At 44.2% G+C, this 17,803-nt stretch carries 21 protein-coding genes; 6 read left to right on the forward strand and 15 right to left on the reverse strand.

Annotated features, from left to right (window positions below; all coding sequences use genetic code 11):
- From V7M78_RS09155 to V7M78_RS09185, 7 genes are all read right to left on the reverse strand, one after another.
- A partial coding sequence (locus V7M78_RS09155) for a DEAD/DEAH box helicase family protein (protein ID WP_333648673.1) occupies positions 1–1,501 on the reverse strand: 1,501 nt, incomplete at its 3' end.
- Positions 1,498–3,234: a hypothetical protein gene (locus V7M78_RS09160; protein ID WP_333648675.1), complete on the reverse strand. Its 1,737-nt coding sequence runs from the start codon at positions 3,232–3,234 to the stop codon at positions 1,498–1,500. The genes V7M78_RS09155 and V7M78_RS09160, both read right to left, overlap by 4 nt.
- 2 nt (positions 3,235–3,236) lie before the next feature.
- Positions 3,237–4,406, reverse strand: coding sequence for a DUF6361 family protein (locus V7M78_RS09165; RefSeq protein WP_333648677.1), 1,170 nt, complete (start codon positions 4,404–4,406; stop codon positions 3,237–3,239).
- A complete protein-coding gene (locus V7M78_RS09170; RefSeq protein ID WP_333648679.1) occupies positions 4,372–4,923 on the reverse strand; it encodes a hypothetical protein in 552 nt (183 codons plus the stop codon). Before V7M78_RS09170 ends, V7M78_RS09165 begins: the two co-directional genes overlap by 35 nt.
- Positions 4,924–4,976: 53 nt before the next feature.
- The gene (locus V7M78_RS09175) at positions 4,977–5,189 is read right to left on the reverse strand and encodes a type II toxin-antitoxin system Phd/YefM family antitoxin (RefSeq protein ID WP_333648681.1); all 213 of its coding nucleotides are present in this window, start codon (positions 5,187–5,189) and stop codon (positions 4,977–4,979) included.
- A gap of 258 nt (positions 5,190–5,447) precedes the next feature.
- Positions 5,448–5,732, reverse strand: coding sequence for a DUF6076 domain-containing protein (locus V7M78_RS09180; protein WP_333648683.1), 285 nt, complete (start codon positions 5,730–5,732; stop codon positions 5,448–5,450).
- Positions 5,733–6,042: 310 nt separating this feature from the next.
- Positions 6,043–6,336 carry a hypothetical protein gene (locus tag V7M78_RS09185; protein WP_333648684.1) on the reverse strand — a complete coding sequence of 98 codons (294 nt, stop codon included), beginning with the start codon at positions 6,334–6,336 and terminating at the stop codon, positions 6,043–6,045.
- 14 nt (positions 6,337–6,350) lie between these two features.
- On the opposite strand from V7M78_RS09185, the gene V7M78_RS09190 reads away from it, so the two are divergent.
- Positions 6,351–6,548 (forward strand): DUF4368 domain-containing protein, encoded by a 198-nt coding sequence (locus V7M78_RS09190; protein WP_333648686.1) that lies wholly within the window; start codon positions 6,351–6,353, stop codon positions 6,546–6,548.
- A 113-nt stretch (positions 6,549–6,661) separates the two neighbouring features.
- On the opposite strand, the gene V7M78_RS09195 is transcribed toward V7M78_RS09190, so the two are convergent.
- The 4 genes from V7M78_RS09195 to V7M78_RS09210 all read right to left on the reverse strand — a co-directional run bounded on the left by V7M78_RS09195 (position 6,662) and on the right by V7M78_RS09210 (position 9,261).
- Complete coding sequence (locus tag V7M78_RS09195; RefSeq protein ID WP_333648688.1) at positions 6,662–6,982, reverse strand: carboxymuconolactone decarboxylase family protein; 321 nt, start codon at positions 6,980–6,982, stop codon at positions 6,662–6,664.
- A gap of 12 nt (positions 6,983–6,994) precedes the next feature.
- Positions 6,995–7,396, reverse strand: a complete 402-nt coding sequence (locus V7M78_RS09200) for a cupin domain-containing protein (RefSeq protein WP_333648690.1) — start codon at positions 7,394–7,396, stop codon at positions 6,995–6,997.
- A 24-nt stretch (positions 7,397–7,420) separates the two neighbouring features.
- Entirely contained in the window at positions 7,421–8,143 is a 723-nt protein-coding gene (locus tag V7M78_RS09205) for a RibD family protein (RefSeq protein ID WP_333648692.1), read from the reverse strand.
- Between the two features lie 176 nt (positions 8,144–8,319).
- A complete protein-coding gene (locus V7M78_RS09210; RefSeq protein WP_333648694.1) occupies positions 8,320–9,261 on the reverse strand; it encodes an alpha/beta hydrolase in 942 nt (313 codons plus the stop codon).
- Between the two features lie 371 nt (positions 9,262–9,632).
- Here V7M78_RS09210 and V7M78_RS09215 point away from each other — a divergent pair, with 371 nt between their 5' ends.
- Complete coding sequence (locus V7M78_RS09215) at positions 9,633–10,091, forward strand: MerR family transcriptional regulator (protein ID WP_333648696.1); 459 nt, start codon at positions 9,633–9,635, stop codon at positions 10,089–10,091.
- Between the two features lie 62 nt (positions 10,092–10,153).
- Here the strand turns inward: V7M78_RS09215 and V7M78_RS09220 are convergent, their stop codons facing one another.
- Together V7M78_RS09220 and V7M78_RS09225 are read right to left on the reverse strand one after the other, a co-directional pair.
- Positions 10,154–10,312: a hypothetical protein gene (locus tag V7M78_RS09220; protein WP_333648698.1), complete on the reverse strand. Its 159-nt coding sequence runs from the start codon at positions 10,310–10,312 to the stop codon at positions 10,154–10,156.
- A 92-nt stretch (positions 10,313–10,404) separates the two neighbouring features.
- Positions 10,405–10,833: a pyridoxamine 5'-phosphate oxidase family protein gene (locus V7M78_RS09225; RefSeq protein ID WP_333648760.1), complete on the reverse strand. Its 429-nt coding sequence runs from the start codon at positions 10,831–10,833 to the stop codon at positions 10,405–10,407.
- A 275-nt stretch (positions 10,834–11,108) separates the two neighbouring features.
- Between V7M78_RS09225 and V7M78_RS09230 the strand changes: the two genes are divergently transcribed.
- From V7M78_RS09230 to V7M78_RS09240, 3 genes are read left to right on the forward strand one after another with little or no spacing between them, the layout of a single operon-like run.
- The gene (locus V7M78_RS09230; RefSeq protein WP_333648700.1) at positions 11,109–11,675 is read left to right on the forward strand and encodes a helix-turn-helix domain-containing protein; all 567 of its coding nucleotides are present in this window, start codon (positions 11,109–11,111) and stop codon (positions 11,673–11,675) included.
- A 5-nt stretch (positions 11,676–11,680) separates the two neighbouring features.
- On the forward strand, positions 11,681–12,391 hold the full coding sequence (locus V7M78_RS09235; protein ID WP_333648761.1) for an ABC transporter ATP-binding protein: 711 nt from the start codon (positions 11,681–11,683) through the stop codon (positions 12,389–12,391).
- Positions 12,384–13,967, forward strand: coding sequence for a hypothetical protein (locus V7M78_RS09240; protein WP_333648702.1), 1,584 nt, complete (start codon positions 12,384–12,386; stop codon positions 13,965–13,967). The genes V7M78_RS09235 and V7M78_RS09240 overlap by 8 nt, the downstream gene beginning before the upstream one ends.
- 163 nt (positions 13,968–14,130) lie before the next feature.
- Here V7M78_RS09240 and V7M78_RS09245 read toward each other — a convergent pair whose 3' ends face one another.
- A complete protein-coding gene (locus tag V7M78_RS09245; RefSeq protein ID WP_333648704.1) occupies positions 14,131–14,589 on the reverse strand; it encodes a metallophosphoesterase family protein in 459 nt (152 codons plus the stop codon).
- Between the two features lie 100 nt (positions 14,590–14,689).
- A complete protein-coding gene (locus V7M78_RS09250; RefSeq protein WP_333648706.1) occupies positions 14,690–16,054 on the reverse strand; it encodes a PQQ-dependent sugar dehydrogenase in 1,365 nt (454 codons plus the stop codon).
- Positions 16,055–16,254: 200 nt separating this feature from the next.
- Between V7M78_RS09250 and V7M78_RS09255 the strand changes: the two genes are divergently transcribed.
- Positions 16,255–17,682, forward strand: coding sequence for an amino acid permease (locus tag V7M78_RS09255; RefSeq protein WP_333648708.1), 1,428 nt, complete (start codon positions 16,255–16,257; stop codon positions 17,680–17,682).
- Positions 17,683–17,803: the final 121 nt, after the last annotated feature.

A 17,803-nucleotide genomic window follows, 5' to 3' on the forward strand; every position in this document is an offset into this window, starting at 1 on the left:
CGGCTGTTTTGTAATACGGCTTGCTCGGCGGTAGCCACAGCAATTTCTCCATGTCTGACCTTCCGCCGTCGAATACGGTGTTCATTAGGTATTGGAGCCTTGCATTGCCGGAGTCCACCTTCTTATAGACATTCAAGTCGCTTTTCCGCAGCAGCATGGTCTTGTAACGCTTTAATAGCTGAGCGTTTGGCCTTGCCTTGTACTGCTTTACAATGTTTTCTTTCAGCTTATAGCTCTCCATGAATGACAAAAGGTAAGGCGCGGATTTCACATAGTCAACCGGCACATTGCCGATATTGTATTCATTCAAAAACCTCTGCATCTCGGCAAAGGAGAGTATGTCATTCCGGCCAATATCAATCTCCGCAGCTCTTGATGCATCGATCATCCCCACCCTGAACCGCTCTGTGCGGCAAATACTGCTGTATAAGGCGTTTTCCGCATTAGCTTTGTTGGCATAGAGGACGGTGAGCCTGCCGGTATTTAACTCCGAAAGGGAATGGGAAAAGTCCCGCCAAACGCTCTTGAACTCGGCGTTTTTCCGAGCGTCGTACAGAAGGAAGTCCATCACCTGCATAAACTCTCGGTAGTGGTCAAAGCATTCATTCTGGCCGATTTCCTCAAGCGTCGAGTACGGCTTGTAAGGGGTTGCCGACAGGAGCAGAACCTTTGTGGTGCTGTCCTGCAAAAATTTCTTGGAGAGCATACCCGTTTCATCGTCGGCCGGCGCAATCAAATCTCGAAAACGCTGAAACTCGTCCATTATGACCAAGTCCGGCTCTAACTTATCAAGGCTGATCTGAGCAAAGATACAGCGAAGCGAATTGATGATGTTGCGGCTGCGCCATCTGTCCTCCGGAGCGACTTTATGGCAGATAGTCTGTATTTCACAGATCATTTCGTTTGAGATCGCCTGATTCAGAGCCTCCGTCATGATGGAAATGTATCCACTCCCATTTTCATCACAGGACACAACCTGTCCTTCATACAGGTTGACAAAGTAATCCCAATTTTTTAGCTCATAATAACGCATGAAGTCCGAAAGCCCGGATAGCTCCCAAAACGCCGGAAGCCGACGCAGCAGGACAAACATCAGCGCCCGCTCCTCTTGGTTTCCACAGCCCCCGGTCATCGAAAAGGAGGTTGCCGGGGTAAGGGGGATGAGCTGCTGAAATCTGTGGCCTCGGCCTTGATTCTGGTATATCTTCAAATGCTGCATGGACAAACGGCTCTCTGATACTCTCAAACAGTCCTCGTCACGAATGCCCAGCTTTTTTGAGTTTTGGTTGGCTATGTTGATATTGGAGCAAATGTATACGACCTTAAAATGCTTGTCACCCATCTTCCTATGCCAATCCGACACTTTGCCAACAACGGCGCGCGCAACAATGGTTTTGCCAAGACCGACCTCATCGGCGAGCAAAACCCGATTCTGCTTCTCTTTTTCAAATATTTCGACGATCCGTCTTGCCGTCGCTTCTTGAAAATCCTTCGGTTTCATCTTATCATCCTCTTTGCGATTTCCTTAAACGGCTGGTACATCGTCACAAAATCGCCTACAATATCGTCACCCAACTTGCTCATCAGGTGATCAAGGTCAAGCAAGCGGGAGGGGTTATTCACGGTGCAACTTAACATTCTCTCATAGAGGGCGGCGGGAATGACAGCCTGCGGTGCGTCGGAGTCGTTCAAAAGCTGCTTTGCCAGTTCATATTGCTCAAAGCAGCTCTCGGAGTAATTGTCCGATAGCATAAACGAAACATAGGCCAAGAACCCGTTTTTATCCTGGATGATGCTTTTATAAATTGCCTGATCGCGGCCTTCGGGAATGCCGACCAAAGTGACTTTTGTTACAATCTGCTTGTCCTCAATTTTTATGATGAAAAACTCGCTCAGTTCTTTTAGCAGCATATCCGTAAAAATAAATCCGTCTGTCAAGGGGGCAAAGCTACCCGCCCGAAACAATGGAGCAATGCAGACAGTCTTTTCTAAGGGCTTTCCATTTGTCTGCAGAGTAATGGAGAAGCGTTCGCCATCGGCGGTGACGGTTGCGCTCTTTATACTGCGCAGCGCCTCACGGAAGGACTTTTCCAAAAGGCTCGTATCTTCCGCTGATCCTTCCGTTTCAATATCCGCAATGCGCTCAAACGGGCAGCCGTCCTCCGGCAAAAACTCCTTGAGAAGGGCATCATAGCTTGCCATATACGGCTTGTATTTCAGCTTCAGCAAGAATTCAACATTGTTATAAAAGGCTTTATCAGAGGCGTTGGCTGACCCGACATACAGGAAGTTTCCATTGCCGCCGCGCGTAAAATACAGCTTGGCATGAATATCACACCCTTTTGGCTCAGCCTCGCCCTCGGACATGATTTCATTGTCCATTACAATGTCCTTCGTAATATAGACATCATCATACAGGCCAATGATCTTCCTGTTCAAGGAACTCTTGCGGGTAAAGAGGGTTTTCCTATACCTCGCATTGTTCGCCAAGTTCCCGACCATATTGGAGCTTAAAAATGGCGAGAAAACAATGAGATCATTGCAGCTATCAAAAAGCCCCGTGCTTTCTGCCGCGCCGGGCGTGATGCCGAGCGGAAGGAAATCATAGTCCTCAAATCGGTCATCCAACTCAAACCGTTTCACGCGCAAAAGATCCTCAGCCAAAGCGAGTATCTTCTTTCTCTTCTGAGCCCCGGCATATTTGGCGGTGAACTGGAGCATATCAGAAAGCGGTTTGTTTTTATTCAGCTTTCGATTCCCAATTTTGCCTGTCATCTCTACGGCATAATCAAAGCTGCGGTCAAAGGTAAGGTTCCGACTGAGAGCAATCAGCTTTATGTAGGAATCGCCAGCATCATTGGTGTATTTGATAAACCACATTTTCGGATGAAAGCTGTTCATCCCGCTGAGATTGACTTCAAAAACGCTATTTTCCAACAGAGCGAACACAATGCGGATATTGCGAGGAAGAGCGATACTTCCGGCGTTGCAGAAGATGGCGATCTTATCGCTGCTTTTTCTGATGGCTTCCAATAGGAAAAAGGGATTGTCGATCAACCCTGTATCCATATCATCATCCAGCAGCCCCAGAGACACGGGGACACCCAATAAGGCCTCCAGATCGAGGGAATAGGTAAAGGCAACGGCAAAATCTACGTCATAGCCGATGTCCGGCGTTAGCAAGCCGCCGTAGTCAAGGCGATTTTCTTCATAGTCAAACAGCGTTCTGCCCATACCTATCCCTCCAATCCGCTCAAAATATCGTTTACAATCGTGTATGCCGTGCCGTAGCGATAATTTAGCAAATAATCATGTACCGGCTTGTCGTACTGATACTCTTGTGGCTTGCCCAGCTTCGCCCGCTCCCGCTTAATGGATTTCTCGCGCTGGATAATCAGCCTGTTAACGGCCTGGTCATTTCCTGCCTTAGAGGCCTCATAAAATTCCTTCAAAAACGCATTGGTAGGTGGGTTCCCGGTTACCCTCGAAAGAACGTCCGATAAATGAAAGCCGTCAAAATCAAAAGTTTCCTTCCATTCGCGGTATCTCTCGGTTTGGTCTGCATCCCCGCTGTTTGAAAAAATCACATTGTAGCGGGTGTACGCACCGGAAATAAAATGAGCGAAGGCCTTCGCAAGCTCAACGGAACGCCGCAGGTCATCCGGCAGGATTTCCTCATTGATGTCTTGAAAGCTCGGGAACAAGCACTTCTCTCTTAACATGAAAGCAAGCAAGGAGGCGCGAGACCCGACAGCTGTGGTCATCTTTTGATACAGATATTCGGCCTCCGTTTTGGTCAGCTCTATCGCCGCCTCGGTCATGACCGCATAGTCCGGCGTGATACTTGAAAACAAAGGCATATTTTCGTTACCCGCTGTTTCATCGTCGAACCCTTCTGTGCCGTCTGATTTTGCTTCGGTCTTAATTTTAACTGAATTTCTGCGCAGTTGCTTACCATAAATGATATTGCAAACATTGGATATGGACAGATGCTCGTCCCTTAAAATCTCAAAGGTTCGCATCCCGTTCCAATAAATACTTGAGGATTTCACCTTCACCGATTTTCCTTGCTTATGCGCCCGGAGACCGATGACACCGGTGGTGTCTTCGCTGTTTTTAATAAGCGTGGGAACAAGCAAATCCTCCTGCCTGTGCATCCATGGCAAAATCTCGCTGCTGCGCTTAAAGCTTTGCCGCTCAGCCACCTTGAACAGATATGGGAGAAGCACAAAGTATTTGGCTCTCGTTTGAAGCGTTGAAATACCCGGAAAGAGGATGTCGGCATACCCATCACGGATCACACCAATCCCAAGCTCATCCAACGCGGTGGATTCCTCAAGCATTTTTAGAGTCTGTATAATCTTGTTACGTTCACTGCACGAAAAATCTATCCAACCAAGCTGCATGACTTACCCTTCTTCCGTATGATTTAAATGCCAAGGCACCGCCGTTTTGCGGGATTCCCTCAATGTCGATGGCATGATGGATCTGATCGATGCTGCAGTAGACTGTTTCATTGATGGTCTTTGCACGATCTGCCACAAAAACCTGGCGGCGAAGCTGCTTGGCCTGCTTGCTGCTTGTGAGCGAGGAAAGCTTTTTTATCAGTTCTTCGCTTTTCCTCTTGGTAATAAAGCGACAGTTTTGCACTGCGTCAACCAGCAGCTTCAATTCCGGCAATTCAAACTGCCGTTCAGCTATGTAATATCCTACCGTCTTACCGCGCTGCATTTCAATATCAACGCCGAACTGCCGTAAAAGCTCCATGTCGCTATAAAGGGATTTACGCTCTGCCTTGATATCGTATCCGGCAAGTGCTTCTACGATTTCAGCAATTGTCATAGGTGCTTGGGCATCAGTCCGTTCAAGCAATATCTTCATCAGATACATGAGCTTCAGCTTTTGGTTTGATGAGCTTGCCATACCGCGGCCTCCTTTGCTGTTTTTATCTTAATGACAAATTTAGAAACAGTGTGTCAAAACTCATTTATGTCAATATCCTTTTCTAAAAGACATTTATAGCGTTCATAAGACATAACAACCGCTATCGTCTTGCTATGTTTTAGTATTTTGACCACTTTGTCATCTTCAGCTAAGCCTCGTATCAGCTTTGAGGATTGTCCACGATTAAGTTCTGCTATATTGATTTTCTCCATTGGTATCTTAGGTTTCGTTTTTATATCAGCCAACCGCCACACCTCATTTCTCGCGTATATAACATTTATTGTATCGAAAAGTAATTACTTTTACAATTACTTTTCGATAAATTAGTATTTGTGTCCTTGTGCCATAAGTATCCTAATTAATCAGTCCTTATCCGGAAAAGCAACTCCTCGCCGCTGATTTCCCCTGCCTTGTATTCCCACCTTGCTTTGGATGCCATTTCCGTTCATGCCTTGAACTGCTCCTCAGTCGGTTTGTTGGTCTGGCGGCCGCTCTCCCAAGCATCATGCGGTAATAGCGGGAGTACATTCGGTTGTAAATGGTTTGAAACTGTAGCAGGTAAATGTCATCGCCAATTGACTCGTTAAACTTCTGCTTGCCCCGACCTGTCTGCAGGTACGCTGACCCTTGTATGGCCTGTCGCAGTAATCTCCTTTCCGCTTATCCACAAGAACAAAGTATCGGTCACACAAGACGCAGCGTTTGACGCGGATTCCTCGTTTTATCATTTCCATCAGCTCCAGATAGAGCATCTCCTCCAAACTCTGAATGGCAAAATACTGCCACATGCTCACTGTCTCGATGAATATTTTGCAAAACTTTTTGTGTATCATCAACCTTGCCGGGGTCTTCAAATCGAATTACCTTTTCGGCATCGAAATGCCCATGGGAGATCGGTGCAATCCCATACATGGATCGGAGCATATGTTGCGTAAAATTTGGATGCAGATTGCAGAATATTGCATACCGCTCGGGGAGAGTGTACTCCTCCAGCACTTGCGTGTTCAGGCAGAACTCCAGTGCCTCGCTGTACTGTGTCTGTAATTCAAAATAGTAATGGAAGATGAACAGTAAATAATCAATTTGTTCTTCTACGGACTAATCAGACACCCAGAGTGTCCGTACTACCTTACTGTTTAAGAAAAAGTGTACATAGCTGTGCTTCTTTTTCAGTAAATCAACCGTTTCCCAAAACTCTGCCTGAATATCTTCAAAACCGGCGCTGGAAACCGCCATGGTTTCCAATGCCTGTATTTTTTCCTGAACCTCAGAAAAATCCAGCCCACAGAAATCGACGATGCTGGACCCGATTTCTCCAATCTGCTGAAAGGTGGAATACTCGGCATCGTGCAGAAAAAATATATTGAGTCTGTTCGTGCTATCAACTGACACCGGAGCTACTCCGAATGTTCATTGCAAAAATTGTGGTGGGAGAAAAGGCTGAGAAATATTCTCGAACCGCCCCGCAGGATATTTGGATTTACTACCGTGACATTGGAATGCTGAACGATGTTAAAGAAGAATTTGATATCCCCTCTATGGAAGAATTCTATGGAATGGATGATGAAATGCTTTTCGATGGCGAGCTTCCAGCCGCAATTTAGGGCATAGCAAAATGCGGACAGCCTAAACTGTCCGCCTTATACCCCGCATTTTTAGGCGGTTCACAAAGTATCTTTATGAACACTCGCCTCATCCTCCGTGGACTTCTCTTTTGTCAATCGCAATAGACTTCCTTTGCCATACGGAAAGCAGCCCAGGCCTTAGGCCAGCCTGCATAAAAGGCGAGGTGAGTCAGGGTTTCAACCATTTCTTCTTCTGTTACACCGTTCTCTTTTGCTTTTGCAATGTGAAATTGCAGAGAACTGTCCAGAATACCGCTTGACATTAAGGCCGTGACGGTAATCAGGCTTCGGTCTCTGGGGGAGAGCTTATCCTCCCGCGCCCAGACCTGTCCAAATAACACATCGTCGTTGAGTTCTGCAAACTTGGGGGCAAAGCTGCCCAAGGCATCGCGCCCTGCAGTTACTTTTGTCATGTTATCATCCTCCTATTTTAATTTAGCATACTCCTCGTCTGAGACTGCCTCCAACCACTCATTGGATGCTCCCTGGGCAGGAACTTCAACAGCAAGATGGGCAAACCAGCTATCCGGGGCAGCTCCATGCCAGTGCTTAACCTCTGGCGGGATATTGATTACATCGCCGGGGTTCAGTTCCTGTGCAGGCTTGCCCCACTCCTGATAATAGCCCCGCCCTGCGGTAATAAGTAAAATTTGTCCTCCTTTGTGGTGGATGTGCCAGTTATTACGGCACCCTGGTTCAAATGTCACATTGCCGATTACTACACCGGTGGTAGTCAACATATTCAAATAACTTTGTCCCACAAAATATTTTGCATATGCCTCATTTTTTTCTCCTGTGGGGAAAACACTAACAAAATCCTTACCCATAGCATTTATCTTCCTTTCTATTATTTAATTTTTAACAGTATAGCGCAGCCATACGCTTCCGCCCTCTTTGACTTCGGCATTTTTCAATGTAAATCCCACGGGGCTGTCACCTGCCAAACCTCCCCTTGTTTCAAATAGTGCCGGAGTTTCTGAAGAACCATCGGCAGACGCAGCGATTACAACGCTCAGCTCATCACACATACCAGCCTGTATAAAGGACCAGTTGAGAACACCTCCGCCGCCCAGCATCAAAGTTTCTATACCAAACATTGTTTTGACTTTTTCCATAGCAATTGCATAGTCCAGGGAATCCTCCCCGGCAATCATGTATGAGATATTAAGCTTTCTCAGGAATGCTTTGTAGGCATTGCTTGCTTTTCCAGTGAGCACCTCCAGCACATGGGCAGTGGTGTCGCCGTAAGTAAGTGTATTACTTTTCCAGCCCAGCCTTCCGGATGGATCAACTGAAACATAATACTTCTCAGCATTATTCACTGCAATAAAATCACCTTCCGGTACAAGCGGTGCATTATCATCAAGTTCAGGTTTCTGATAGTTTGTAAAATTGTCATCTGTGGTCACTCTGCCGGATAACCAGCCTTGATGCTTATAATAAGGGTGGCTGCCAAATGCAATGTTATAGAATACATCTCCTGCCGCATTGCCTTCAGGAGTTTCCATATATGATCCCATTATTTTTCCATCTATGGAAGTCATCATATGACAGAATATATATGGTCTGTTCATTATTTTCCTCCTCAATATTTGTTAAGATTTAAAATACATTGTATTTTTGTTTTTAGTTTATTGTACATATTAAAGCATACTTTAAGTTAAGGCTTTTATAAAGTTTGATTCTATTCCTTACTTGTAAAAAGCAGAAATGTAACAGCATTTCCTCCCCGCTTGCAGATATTTAATGATTATTTCATACTGTCTGTAAAGAATGAACCCAGCTTTTCAAAAGGAATTATATCTGTCTTATCATATAAATCCACATGATTCGAATTGGGGACAACGTAAAGTTCTTTCGGTTCTAATGCTTCTTTCAATGCGTCTTCACTAAAATAACGGGAATGAGCATTTTCTCCTACTATAAATAAGATCGGACGGGGAGAAATTGTCTTAATATAAGTCAAAAGAGGGAAATTCATAAATGACATGCTGCTTGTCACTGTAAACTGTGTAATAGAATTTGGATGATATCCGCGCGGAGTGGAATAAAACTCTCCAAATTCTATTCCGATTGGGTCTGTCGTATCATCAAAACCAATTGGTGCCCCCCGCTGAGAAAGAACAGGGAAATCTCCTTCAAAGTCTATATATCTTTGTTCATTTAATGCGTCCAGCCTTGCATTTCTTTCCTCATTTGTCATGGAATCTGAATTCAGACGTGAAATATCATACATACTTATTGCAGCAATCGCTTTAATGCGCCTGTCTACCTGGGCTGCACTCAATGCAAATCCGCCGCTGCCGCATATGCCGATGGCTCCTATTTTATTTCTGTCTACAAATGTGCGTGTACCGATATAATCAACTGCCGCACTAAAGTCTTCCACAAAAAAATCCGGTGATGAAACATGCCTTGGGCTTCCACCGCTGTATCCATTAAATGATGGATCAAAAGCAAGTGCGACAAATCCACGCTCTGCCATGTTCTGTGCATAGATACCAGGCCCTTGTTCCTTTACTCCTCCATATGGTGCGCCAATAATAACTGCCGGGTATTTTTTATTTTCATCGAAATCTTTTTCGATATACAAGTCAGCAGAAATCGTAATCCCATACCGGTTCTTATAGGAAACGGATTTTCTTGTTACCTTATTGCTTAATTCAAAAATGTAATTACCTGTTTGTGGCATAATGTATTTTCTCCTTTTCTCTATATATTAGTTTCTTTAGGCCAATAAAAAACAGAACCAAAAGTTTAATTCAAATATACAACTTAAACTTAACTTTAAGTCAATAGGATTTTGTGCTTTTTAATTTTTTATTAATATATTGAGCAGAATCAAGCCAATTACAGGCTGCAAGCAATATAGCCTCACTTATATTGCAAGAAACTCTCTCCATTTATCACTTCAGCAAACAATTCAAGTTGGTTTTTCGTGTTGACCAATTATATTTTTGAAGATATAATGTGTTTAACTTAACCTAGGTTTTATATCTTAAAGCTACTTTAAGTTGATGGTTTAATTAAAAAAATATGTAAAATCATAAAAGGAAAAATAACATGCTATATACAGTAGGAGAAATGGCAAAAAAATTGAATGTGGCTCCATCCACTTTACGGTATTACGACAAGGAAGGTTTACTTCCTTTCTTGGAGCGTTCTGGCGGCGGCATCCGAATGTTCAGAGATGAAAACTTTGAATATTTATCTACCATTGAATGCCTGAAAAAAGCCGGGATGTCAATTAAGGATATTAAAACTTTTATTGACTGGTGTGTGGAAGGAGACTCTACGATTGAACAGCGGTTGACTTTAATTGACCAGCAGCGTGAAGCTGTCTTGAAGCAAATGGAACAAATGAAAGAAACCCTAAATATGTTAGAGTACAAACATTGGTATTACGAAACTGCAAAAGCAGCCGGTACTTGTGCAGTCCATGCAGCAATGAAAGATGATGACGTACCAAAGGAATTTCGTGACACACGGGAAAAATCTAAAGGACTGCCGTGTGTCGAGTAAAGCTTAACTGGCATAACCCATTCTATAAATCAATGCAAATGTGTTATATCCCATCTCCCTTTCTATATTTTATAAAAATCTCCTCTGGGGCCATTGAATTCATCAATAGCCAGAGGGGTTACGATAATCCCCGGGGAAATGGAGTTAATACGGGCGCTTCTTTTTCCCCAGTTCACTGCTTCTGCCATCACACGCTTCACGTTACAGCGTTTTGCCATCATTCCTGTCAAAGCAAGGAACTGGATTCATGGATTACAAAATTATTCATAATTAGAATTTTGCAGTGAACCACTATAACTAATAAAAATCACATTTATCTGCAAAAATCAATTTCATATCGAGTTCCATGTGATAGCAAGACACCATCTGTGAGTTTAATACAAAGAATACAGGTATTTACATCATTAAAATCGTTATGCCCATTATCAATCCATTCAGCAAAAGATTTTCTCAGTTTCTCAGCAATATGTCTATTTTCTTCTTTACCAAAATAGCCCAAATTAACACCCTTTCCATGTGAAGTAAACCAATCCCCCGAAATAGCGACAACCGGATTATTTTCAATCTGCTTCATTTTATTAGAAAGTCTGTACGTAATGATATAAAACGCTCCATTTTCATAGAATGCGTTTACGCTACGCACATAAGGAACACCATTATCTGTTGTTGCTAATGCAATAACATTATCTTTTCCAAAACGTTCAATCATTACTTTTTCAGCTTCTTTTGTCATTTTCTCCATCATTATTTCCACCGTTAAATTCAAATTTTCTTAATTATAACAAAACCAGGATGGAAAGTATATCACTGCATATTGACTATTAAAATATATAATGCCAATAACGGACCCGCCTTAGCCTGCAGCCTAAAAGCTAGGTAATACACGGCCAATTTACACAGACGGTTCGGCCATCAAATCTTTATGGTACTTTTGTTTCAACATCCAAATATTATCAATTGCAATAACATTCTCAATATGATAATATTATTATAAGTGATAGCATTAGGAGGCATAATATGAACCATAAAACAATGAAAAATCTGATATCCTGCTTTGTAGATCCCACCGACAGCAGAATCCTGATGGAGATTACAGCAAGAAAAACCGCCACTGCCAAAGAGCTGGCTAAAGCACTGCCCGATATTGCTCAAGCCTCTCTGTACCGTCATCTGGGAAAAATGGTCAAATGCGGTGTACTGAAAATAGCGGAAGAACGGCCGGTACGTGCAGTGGTGGAAAAGGTCTATGCAATAGACATGGACACTGCCCAGGACATCCCCCGCTTGTTGGAAGAGAACCGGGGAGATGTCTATATGAGCTTGTTTGCCCAGTTTTCAGCCGCTCTCATGCGGGAATTTGCCGATTACGCCGCCCGTGATGATATTAATATTTTAAAGGACGGTTCAAGCTTTTCCACCGGTCCCATTTCAGTGAATCTGGAGGAGCTGGAAGACTTAATGCTTAAAATCGGGGAACTGACCGCGCCCTACCGCACACCGGAACAAGCCGCTAAACCCGGCAGAAAGATGCATTCCCTTGCAATTATCATCACACCACCCAAAGAAGGAGGAGAGCAAAAATGAGTGAAATTCTACGCATAGAACATCTGACCAAGACTTATGGAAATAAAAAAGCTGTGGATGACTTGAGTCTCAGCGTCCATGCAGGAGATCTCTTTGGTTTTATCGGACACAACGGTGCAGGCAAGACCACTGCGATCCGCTCCGCAGTAGGGGTATTAGAATTTGAACATGGCAATATTACGGTTGACGGTCACTCCCTGCAGGATGAACCTTTGGCCTGCAAACAAGTTACCGCCTACCTGCCGGATAACCCCGATCTTTATGAATATCTCACAGGCATCCAATACCTGTCTTTTATTGCCGATATTTTTAAAGTGGACAAACAAGAACGGGAAACACGAATTGCAGATTATGCCGGAAGATTGGAATTGACCGCCAGTCTGGGGGATTTAATTGGCTCCTACTCCCATGGAATGAAGCAGAAGCTGGCCCTCATCTCTGCCTTTTTGCACAAGCCCCGTCTTCTGGTACTGGATGAACCTTTTGTTGGACTGGATCCGTCAGCAGCTTTTCGGCTGAAAGAAATGATGAAGGAAATGTGTGACGAAGGAGGAGCTATCTTCTTTTCCACCCATGTGCTGGATGTAGCTGAAAAACTGTGTAACCGTATCGGTATTATCAAAAATGGCAAGCTGATTGCCTGCGGCAACACCGAGGATGTACGGGGAGACTCCAGTCTGGAGCATGCGTTCCTGGAGGTGCTGGACAATGACTAACGTATTTTTGCTTACCAAAATTCAGGTTCTGGGGCTCTTTGGCATAAATCAATTGATCCATACAAAGGATTCCCGGGCCCGGCTGCAAGCAGCCCTCATGGGAGCAGTGGCCCTGCTTTTAGGGGCTATGATTGTCTTTTTCAGTTATATAACTGCGGTGGGATACGCCGCTATTGGACTGGTGGAACTGGTGCCTGCCATCATTCTGTTGTTTTTCTCCATGATTACCTTGTTCTTCACCCTGATTCGCAGCAGCGGAACTCTGTTTGGCTTTTCTGACTATGACTTGATCATGTCTCTGCCGGTCCCCCGGTCCTCAGTCATTTTAAGCCGGCTGCTGACGGTATATCTGGGCAACCTGCTCTTTGGCAGTCTGGTCCTTCTTCCGGCTATGACGGTCTTCATGAAAGAAAGCGGGGCTCCTGCTATTCTCTGGCTGTCAGCATTACTCATATGGCTGTCGGCTCCGCTGCTGCCTATGATTGTCGCCATGACCATGGGAGGAGTGATCACCGCAATCAGCGTCCGGTTCCGCCACAAGAATCTGGTGATCACTCTTCTCAGTTTTGGAGCCACCATCGGAGCAATGGCACTGTCTTTTTCCATGCAGGCGGTGGATGTGGATTTACTGGCTGATCTGGGCCTCCAGCTTGGGCAGGCAATCGGGCATTTTTACCCTCCGGCAAGGCTGGTCACTGCTGCGTTGTCCCAGAGGAACGTTTTGGCACTGATCTCATTTGTTCTGCTATCAGCCGTTGCTGCTGCCCTTTTCGTATTTCTGTTGTCCAAGGTATACGCAAAGATCAACTCTGCACTTTTCACACAGCATACACGAACCTCCTACCGCATAACCCAACTGTCCGCCGCTACGGCGAACAAAGCACTATATCGCAGAGAATTAAAGCTGCTGACCTCCTGCCCGGTGTATCTTCTCAATACTTGTATTGGACCGGTACTGATGGTAGCGGCTATCCTGGCCCTCAGGATTTTCGGCTCTGAACAGCTTTCTTCCATGCTGCAGCTGCCAGGGCTGCCAGGACTGCTGCAGCACATGACACCTTTTTTTCCATCATTATTTGTCGTCATGTCTTCCACTACCGCAGTTTCACTTAACATGGAAGGGAAGAACCGCTGGATTTTGAGCTCCCTGCCGGTGAGTGCCAAGGAAATTTTCGACTCCAAGATTCTGGTGAATTTAACGGTCTTGCTGCCACCCATTATCTTCAGCAGTCTGATTCTGGCCATGACCTTTCCTTTGAATTACTTTTCCATATTGATGGTCTTTGTAACGCCAGTAGTCTATGCAGGGTTTATCGCTGTCGTGGGCCTGTCTGCGAATCTTCGATTCCTGAAGTTTGACTGGAAGAGCCCTCAGCAAGCGGTAAAACAGTCTATGTCAGCTATGGCGGCTATGCTGGCTGGATTTGCAGCAATAGCTCCCCCTGTTGCATTGGGTATTGTGTTCCCTGAACAGGGGCAGCTTATTACAGTGGCCGCTGTCTTGATTTTAGCTGCCATTACTGGACTGTTGTATCGAAACTTAAGGAGAATCAATATAAGGAAGGTCTTGAGTTAGCACTGATGTCATCAGCATAACTTTTCCCTTTCCAGAAAACCACAAAGCCGGAGAATAAAAGTGCATTTCTGCACTCCATTCTCCGGCTTATGATCCGGTTCTTTCACTTTATTTAAAATCAGTACTTGCGGTTGTACAGACAATACAGATTATAATCATTCCTTTAGATGTCATAGGGAATTATCACTTTTTCGTACCTGTAGTGCCCTGCATCTACAATCATACGGCACATTGTAATTTCCAAATCAAAACGCCGTTTACCGCAGCTTCCGGGATTGAGAAACAGTATTCCCTCAATAACTTCTGCAGAATATTTGTGGGAGTGGCCATAGACCACCACATCCACATCTTTTAAGTATTTTGGTACATCTTTCTTGTTATGAACAATGAAGAACCTCACACCTTCAATTGTGACGGCAATGCTTTCAGGCAAGGCTTCTGCCCATTCTTTATCATTGTTGCCACGTACCACATAGGCCTCTCCCAGTTGCCCTATGGACTCAATAATGCATGGTGTGTCAGCATCGCCAGCATGAATAACGCAATCTGCTTCAGCAAGTTCAACCACAACATGCTCCCGCAGCAGACCATGAGTGTCGGATAATATTGCAATCTGCTTCATGGGTTTCTCTTTCCTAAAATTTATTCTTGAAACATATCACACTTTAAATCAGAAATATCAGCCAATACCTCAGCCCCCTTACGAAAGAAATATTTTCGCCTTACTCCGCCCTGGTCACTCTCCAGATGACCCCTGTATTGGGAATAAACTTATCCGGATTTCCCTGAATATTCAGTCCGGTATCTACGATATACATTGCTCCGTCAGGACCGAATAACAGGTGGGCAAGTCTCTCAAGACCTCCTCCCTTTGACAAAGACGACGGAAATCCCGTCCGATTGATGGCAAACGTGCTGATGGTCCTGGATTTCATATCGATTTTGGATATTCTGTGTCCTGCATTGGCATAAGATATGGTATCGCCGACCTGGGTGTGTATGGTACTGCCGTATTCAGCGATGTACACATCTCCATAAGGACCGAATTGGAAATTATAATTAAAATCAAATCCTCTTATAGAGGAATTGGGCGGAAATGTGACAAAAGGTCTTGGGGGAACATTGGGCTGATTTTTAAAGATAAGAGAAGGCTGTACGCCTCCCCTGGGCGTAAAACGCGTTGAATTTACGGGATCGCCTCCGGAATAATCCGGCCATCCATACCACAAATTAGGTGTAATATAATAAAAATCATCGGTGGCATTCTCAATGGGCCTGCTGCCCACTGCCTGATAACCGTTATTGCCCAAATATAACTGACCGCTGGAATCAAATTTTAAGTAAGAAGGATTTCTGAATCCCCATGCGACCTGTTCTAAATTGGAGCCGTCCAGGTTTGCCCTGAGAATGCTTCCCGATGCCTTGATATACCGCTTTCTGATCTCGTACTCGATATTAGGAATGCCATAGGGAGAAAAAGCTCCCGTTAACGCGGTATCATCCGGCAAGCCTTCTGTCAGTATGTTATGTGTTGCGAAGTTTTGTCCATGAATCATGATATAATCTCCTGCGTAATCACACAGAAGCGGAGAAGCAATCACCCACTCGTTGTCATTGCCAACGACACCGCTGTTAGTCACCGTTCCCTGTCCGAAATACATCTTATTATCCGGAGAAAATGCCACCGGACTGTTATAGTGGTCACCGTTGCTGGGCAGTCCCATAATGACATTCTGCCTTGTACCATCTTTGTAAATCTTTGTGATAAATCCTCTGTGAGATACATAGATCACGCCGTTTAAATAGTTAATCCCTGATATGGGGGTAACAAAACCATCTGCAATGGTTTCAAACTGACCATTAATCAATTGTAATATCCGGGGATTTCCGTCAGCCAAACCGGAATCAGCTACCAGCATCTCCCCGTTTTCATTAAAAACTATCCCAATTGGCGAATTCAGATTTTTTATAAATACTTCTATTTTATAACCACTGATAATGTAGATATCAGATGGATTCAAATATCTTTCCGCAAAACCATTGTCTTCATTGCAGGAGCTGATTTTTCTCCCATTACTGTTATACATTGGCTTTATCCAGGAACTTTTATTACATTATATTCACTTTTGTTAAAAATTATACAATTATGGGAAGTAATGCATATCGCAGAAAAGTGCATTTTACTGCCTCCTGCACCAGATTCCGCTTTATCATTGTATTTTCAATGTCCCGAATAACTTTTCCGCTACCCGGAATAATAATACAAAAATCAAAAGCGAGGAATCCCATGAAAAATAAAGCAAGTGGTCTAACTGCAGGCCGTTTAACGATGATGGCTCTGGGAACCGTAATCGGCGGTTCCTTTTTTTTAGGTTCATCGGTTGCCATACAAGCTGCCGGCCCGGCAATTATTCTTTCTTATCTGATTTGCGCTGTTATGGTTTATTTTATCTTATTTGCACTTTCAGAAATGACAGTATCCAATCCGGATGCCGCTTCTTTCCGAACGTTTGCGTCCCAGTATGTAAACAATGGTACTGGCTTTGTAGTGGGCTGGGTCTATTGGACCGGAATGGTTATTGCTATATCCAGTGAGGCTACCGCAGTTTCCTTACTGTTCCGGACCTGGTTTCCATCCGTCTCAATCCCAATCCTGGGCACTGTACTGATCATTACCGTAACATTATTAAACCTTTTGGGTTCAAAACAGTTAAGTCATCTGGAAAGTATTCTGTCTGCAATAAAGATTATTGCTATTATCGGATTTATTCTTTTAGGTTTCATTATCATTTTAGGTGTCTTACCGGGCTCCCAGCCCTTGGGAACCAGTATATTGCGGTCAGAGCCATTTCTTCCCGGCGGCCTAAAAAGCCTGGCAGGAAGCATGCTGATCGTTTTATTCACCTATGCAGGTTTTGAAATCATCGGGCTGGCTGCCAGTGAAACAGAAAATAAGGAAAAAAATGTGCCCCGTGCAATTCACCTGACAGTTTTCTGGCTCGTGACACTTTATATTCTGTGTATTTCAGTTCTTGTGCTTCTGGTTCCCAGCGAATCCTTAAGTGAAAACGTCAGCCCCATGGTTACCGCCTTAAACCGATATCAAATGACCTGGGCCGGTACTGCCATGACGGTTATATTAATCAGTGCAATTTTGTCCACTATGGTAGCTGCCATGTTTGGAATCGGAAGAATGCTTCGTTCTCTTGTGGAGGATGGGCTTGGTCCCGCATTTTTAAGGGATAAAACCGATGTTCCCTACCGGGGAATCTTATTTTCCGGTTTGTCCATGATACTGTTTCTATGCGTCGGATTGTTCTTTCCCGGAGTCTATCTGTTTTTAATCAGCTCCGGAGGATTTGCACTGCTTTTCACTTATATTGTGCTCATGTATACCCATATCCGTTTCCGGAAAAAGAACGGAAAACCGGAAGGGAACTGCCGTCTATGCGGATTTCCGTATAGTTCTCTGTTTACTATGGCCGGACTGATCATAGCCATGTTCAGCATGCCGTTTTTAAAAGGGCAGACCTTAGGCTTTTTTGCGGGCATGGCTCTCGTTGCTTTTTTTATGATCTGCTATGTGATTGTAAAGGCGGCAAACAAACAAAAGATGCTCCAACAGAAACAATATCCGGCAGGAACACCGGAGCATCGCCGTATTTTGACGGAATTTTCGAAAGAAATCTATGATCCCGACGAGAAAAAGAAATAAAGGTGTTCAGCATACAATAGAATCAGCAATTAAGATAGAAAGTGCCTATAGCATAGCAAACGGGCATATCATTGTTTCGATACGCCCGTTTCTATATTCCTCCAGTACAGCAGCTTACTCC

This window comes from Lacrimispora sp. (assembly GCF_036758025.1).
Lineage (GTDB): Bacteria > Bacillota > Clostridia > Lachnospirales > Lachnospiraceae > Lacrimispora.

Bases quoted from the DNA above. Each gene is read 5' to 3' on its own strand.
- V7M78_RS09190 (WP_333648686.1), top strand. From the start codon at position 6,351: ATGTTCATTGCAAAAATTGTGGTGGGAGAAAAGGCTGAGAAATATTCT.
- V7M78_RS09180 (WP_333648683.1), bottom strand. From the start codon at position 5,732: ATGTGGCAGTATTTTGCCATTCAGAGTTTGGAGGAGATGCTCTATCTG.
- V7M78_RS09250 (WP_333648706.1), bottom strand. From the start codon at position 16,054: ATGTATAACAGTAATGGGAGAAAAATCAGCTCCTGCAATGAAGACAAT.
- V7M78_RS09225 (WP_333648760.1), bottom strand. From the start codon at position 10,833: ATGGAGAAAATGACAAAAGAAGCTGAAAAAGTAATGATTGAACGTTTT.
- V7M78_RS09205 (WP_333648692.1), bottom strand. From the start codon at position 8,143: ATGAACAGACCATATATATTCTGTCATATGATGACTTCCATAGATGGA.
- V7M78_RS09240 (WP_333648702.1), top strand. From the start codon at position 12,384: ATGACTAACGTATTTTTGCTTACCAAAATTCAGGTTCTGGGGCTCTTT.
- V7M78_RS09215 (WP_333648696.1), top strand. From the start codon at position 9,633: ATGCTATATACAGTAGGAGAAATGGCAAAAAAATTGAATGTGGCTCCA.
- V7M78_RS09165 (WP_333648677.1), bottom strand. From the start codon at position 4,406: ATGCAGCTTGGTTGGATAGATTTTTCGTGCAGTGAACGTAACAAGATT.
- V7M78_RS09255 (WP_333648708.1), top strand. From the start codon at position 16,255: ATGAAAAATAAAGCAAGTGGTCTAACTGCAGGCCGTTTAACGATGATG.
- V7M78_RS09170 (WP_333648679.1), bottom strand. From the start codon at position 4,923: ATGGCAAGCTCATCAAACCAAAAGCTGAAGCTCATGTATCTGATGAAG.
- V7M78_RS09220 (WP_333648698.1), bottom strand. From the start codon at position 10,312: ATGATGGCAAAACGCTGTAACGTGAAGCGTGTGATGGCAGAAGCAGTG.
- V7M78_RS09195 (WP_333648688.1), bottom strand. From the start codon at position 6,982: ATGACAAAAGTAACTGCAGGGCGCGATGCCTTGGGCAGCTTTGCCCCC.
- V7M78_RS09160 (WP_333648675.1), bottom strand. From the start codon at position 3,234: ATGGGCAGAACGCTGTTTGACTATGAAGAAAATCGCCTTGACTACGGC.
- V7M78_RS09245 (WP_333648704.1), bottom strand. From the start codon at position 14,589: ATGAAGCAGATTGCAATATTATCCGACACTCATGGTCTGCTGCGGGAG.
- V7M78_RS09230 (WP_333648700.1), top strand. From the start codon at position 11,109: ATGAACCATAAAACAATGAAAAATCTGATATCCTGCTTTGTAGATCCC.
- V7M78_RS09200 (WP_333648690.1), bottom strand. From the start codon at position 7,396: ATGGGTAAGGATTTTGTTAGTGTTTTCCCCACAGGAGAAAAAAATGAG.
- V7M78_RS09210 (WP_333648694.1), bottom strand. From the start codon at position 9,261: ATGCCACAAACAGGTAATTACATTTTTGAATTAAGCAATAAGGTAACA.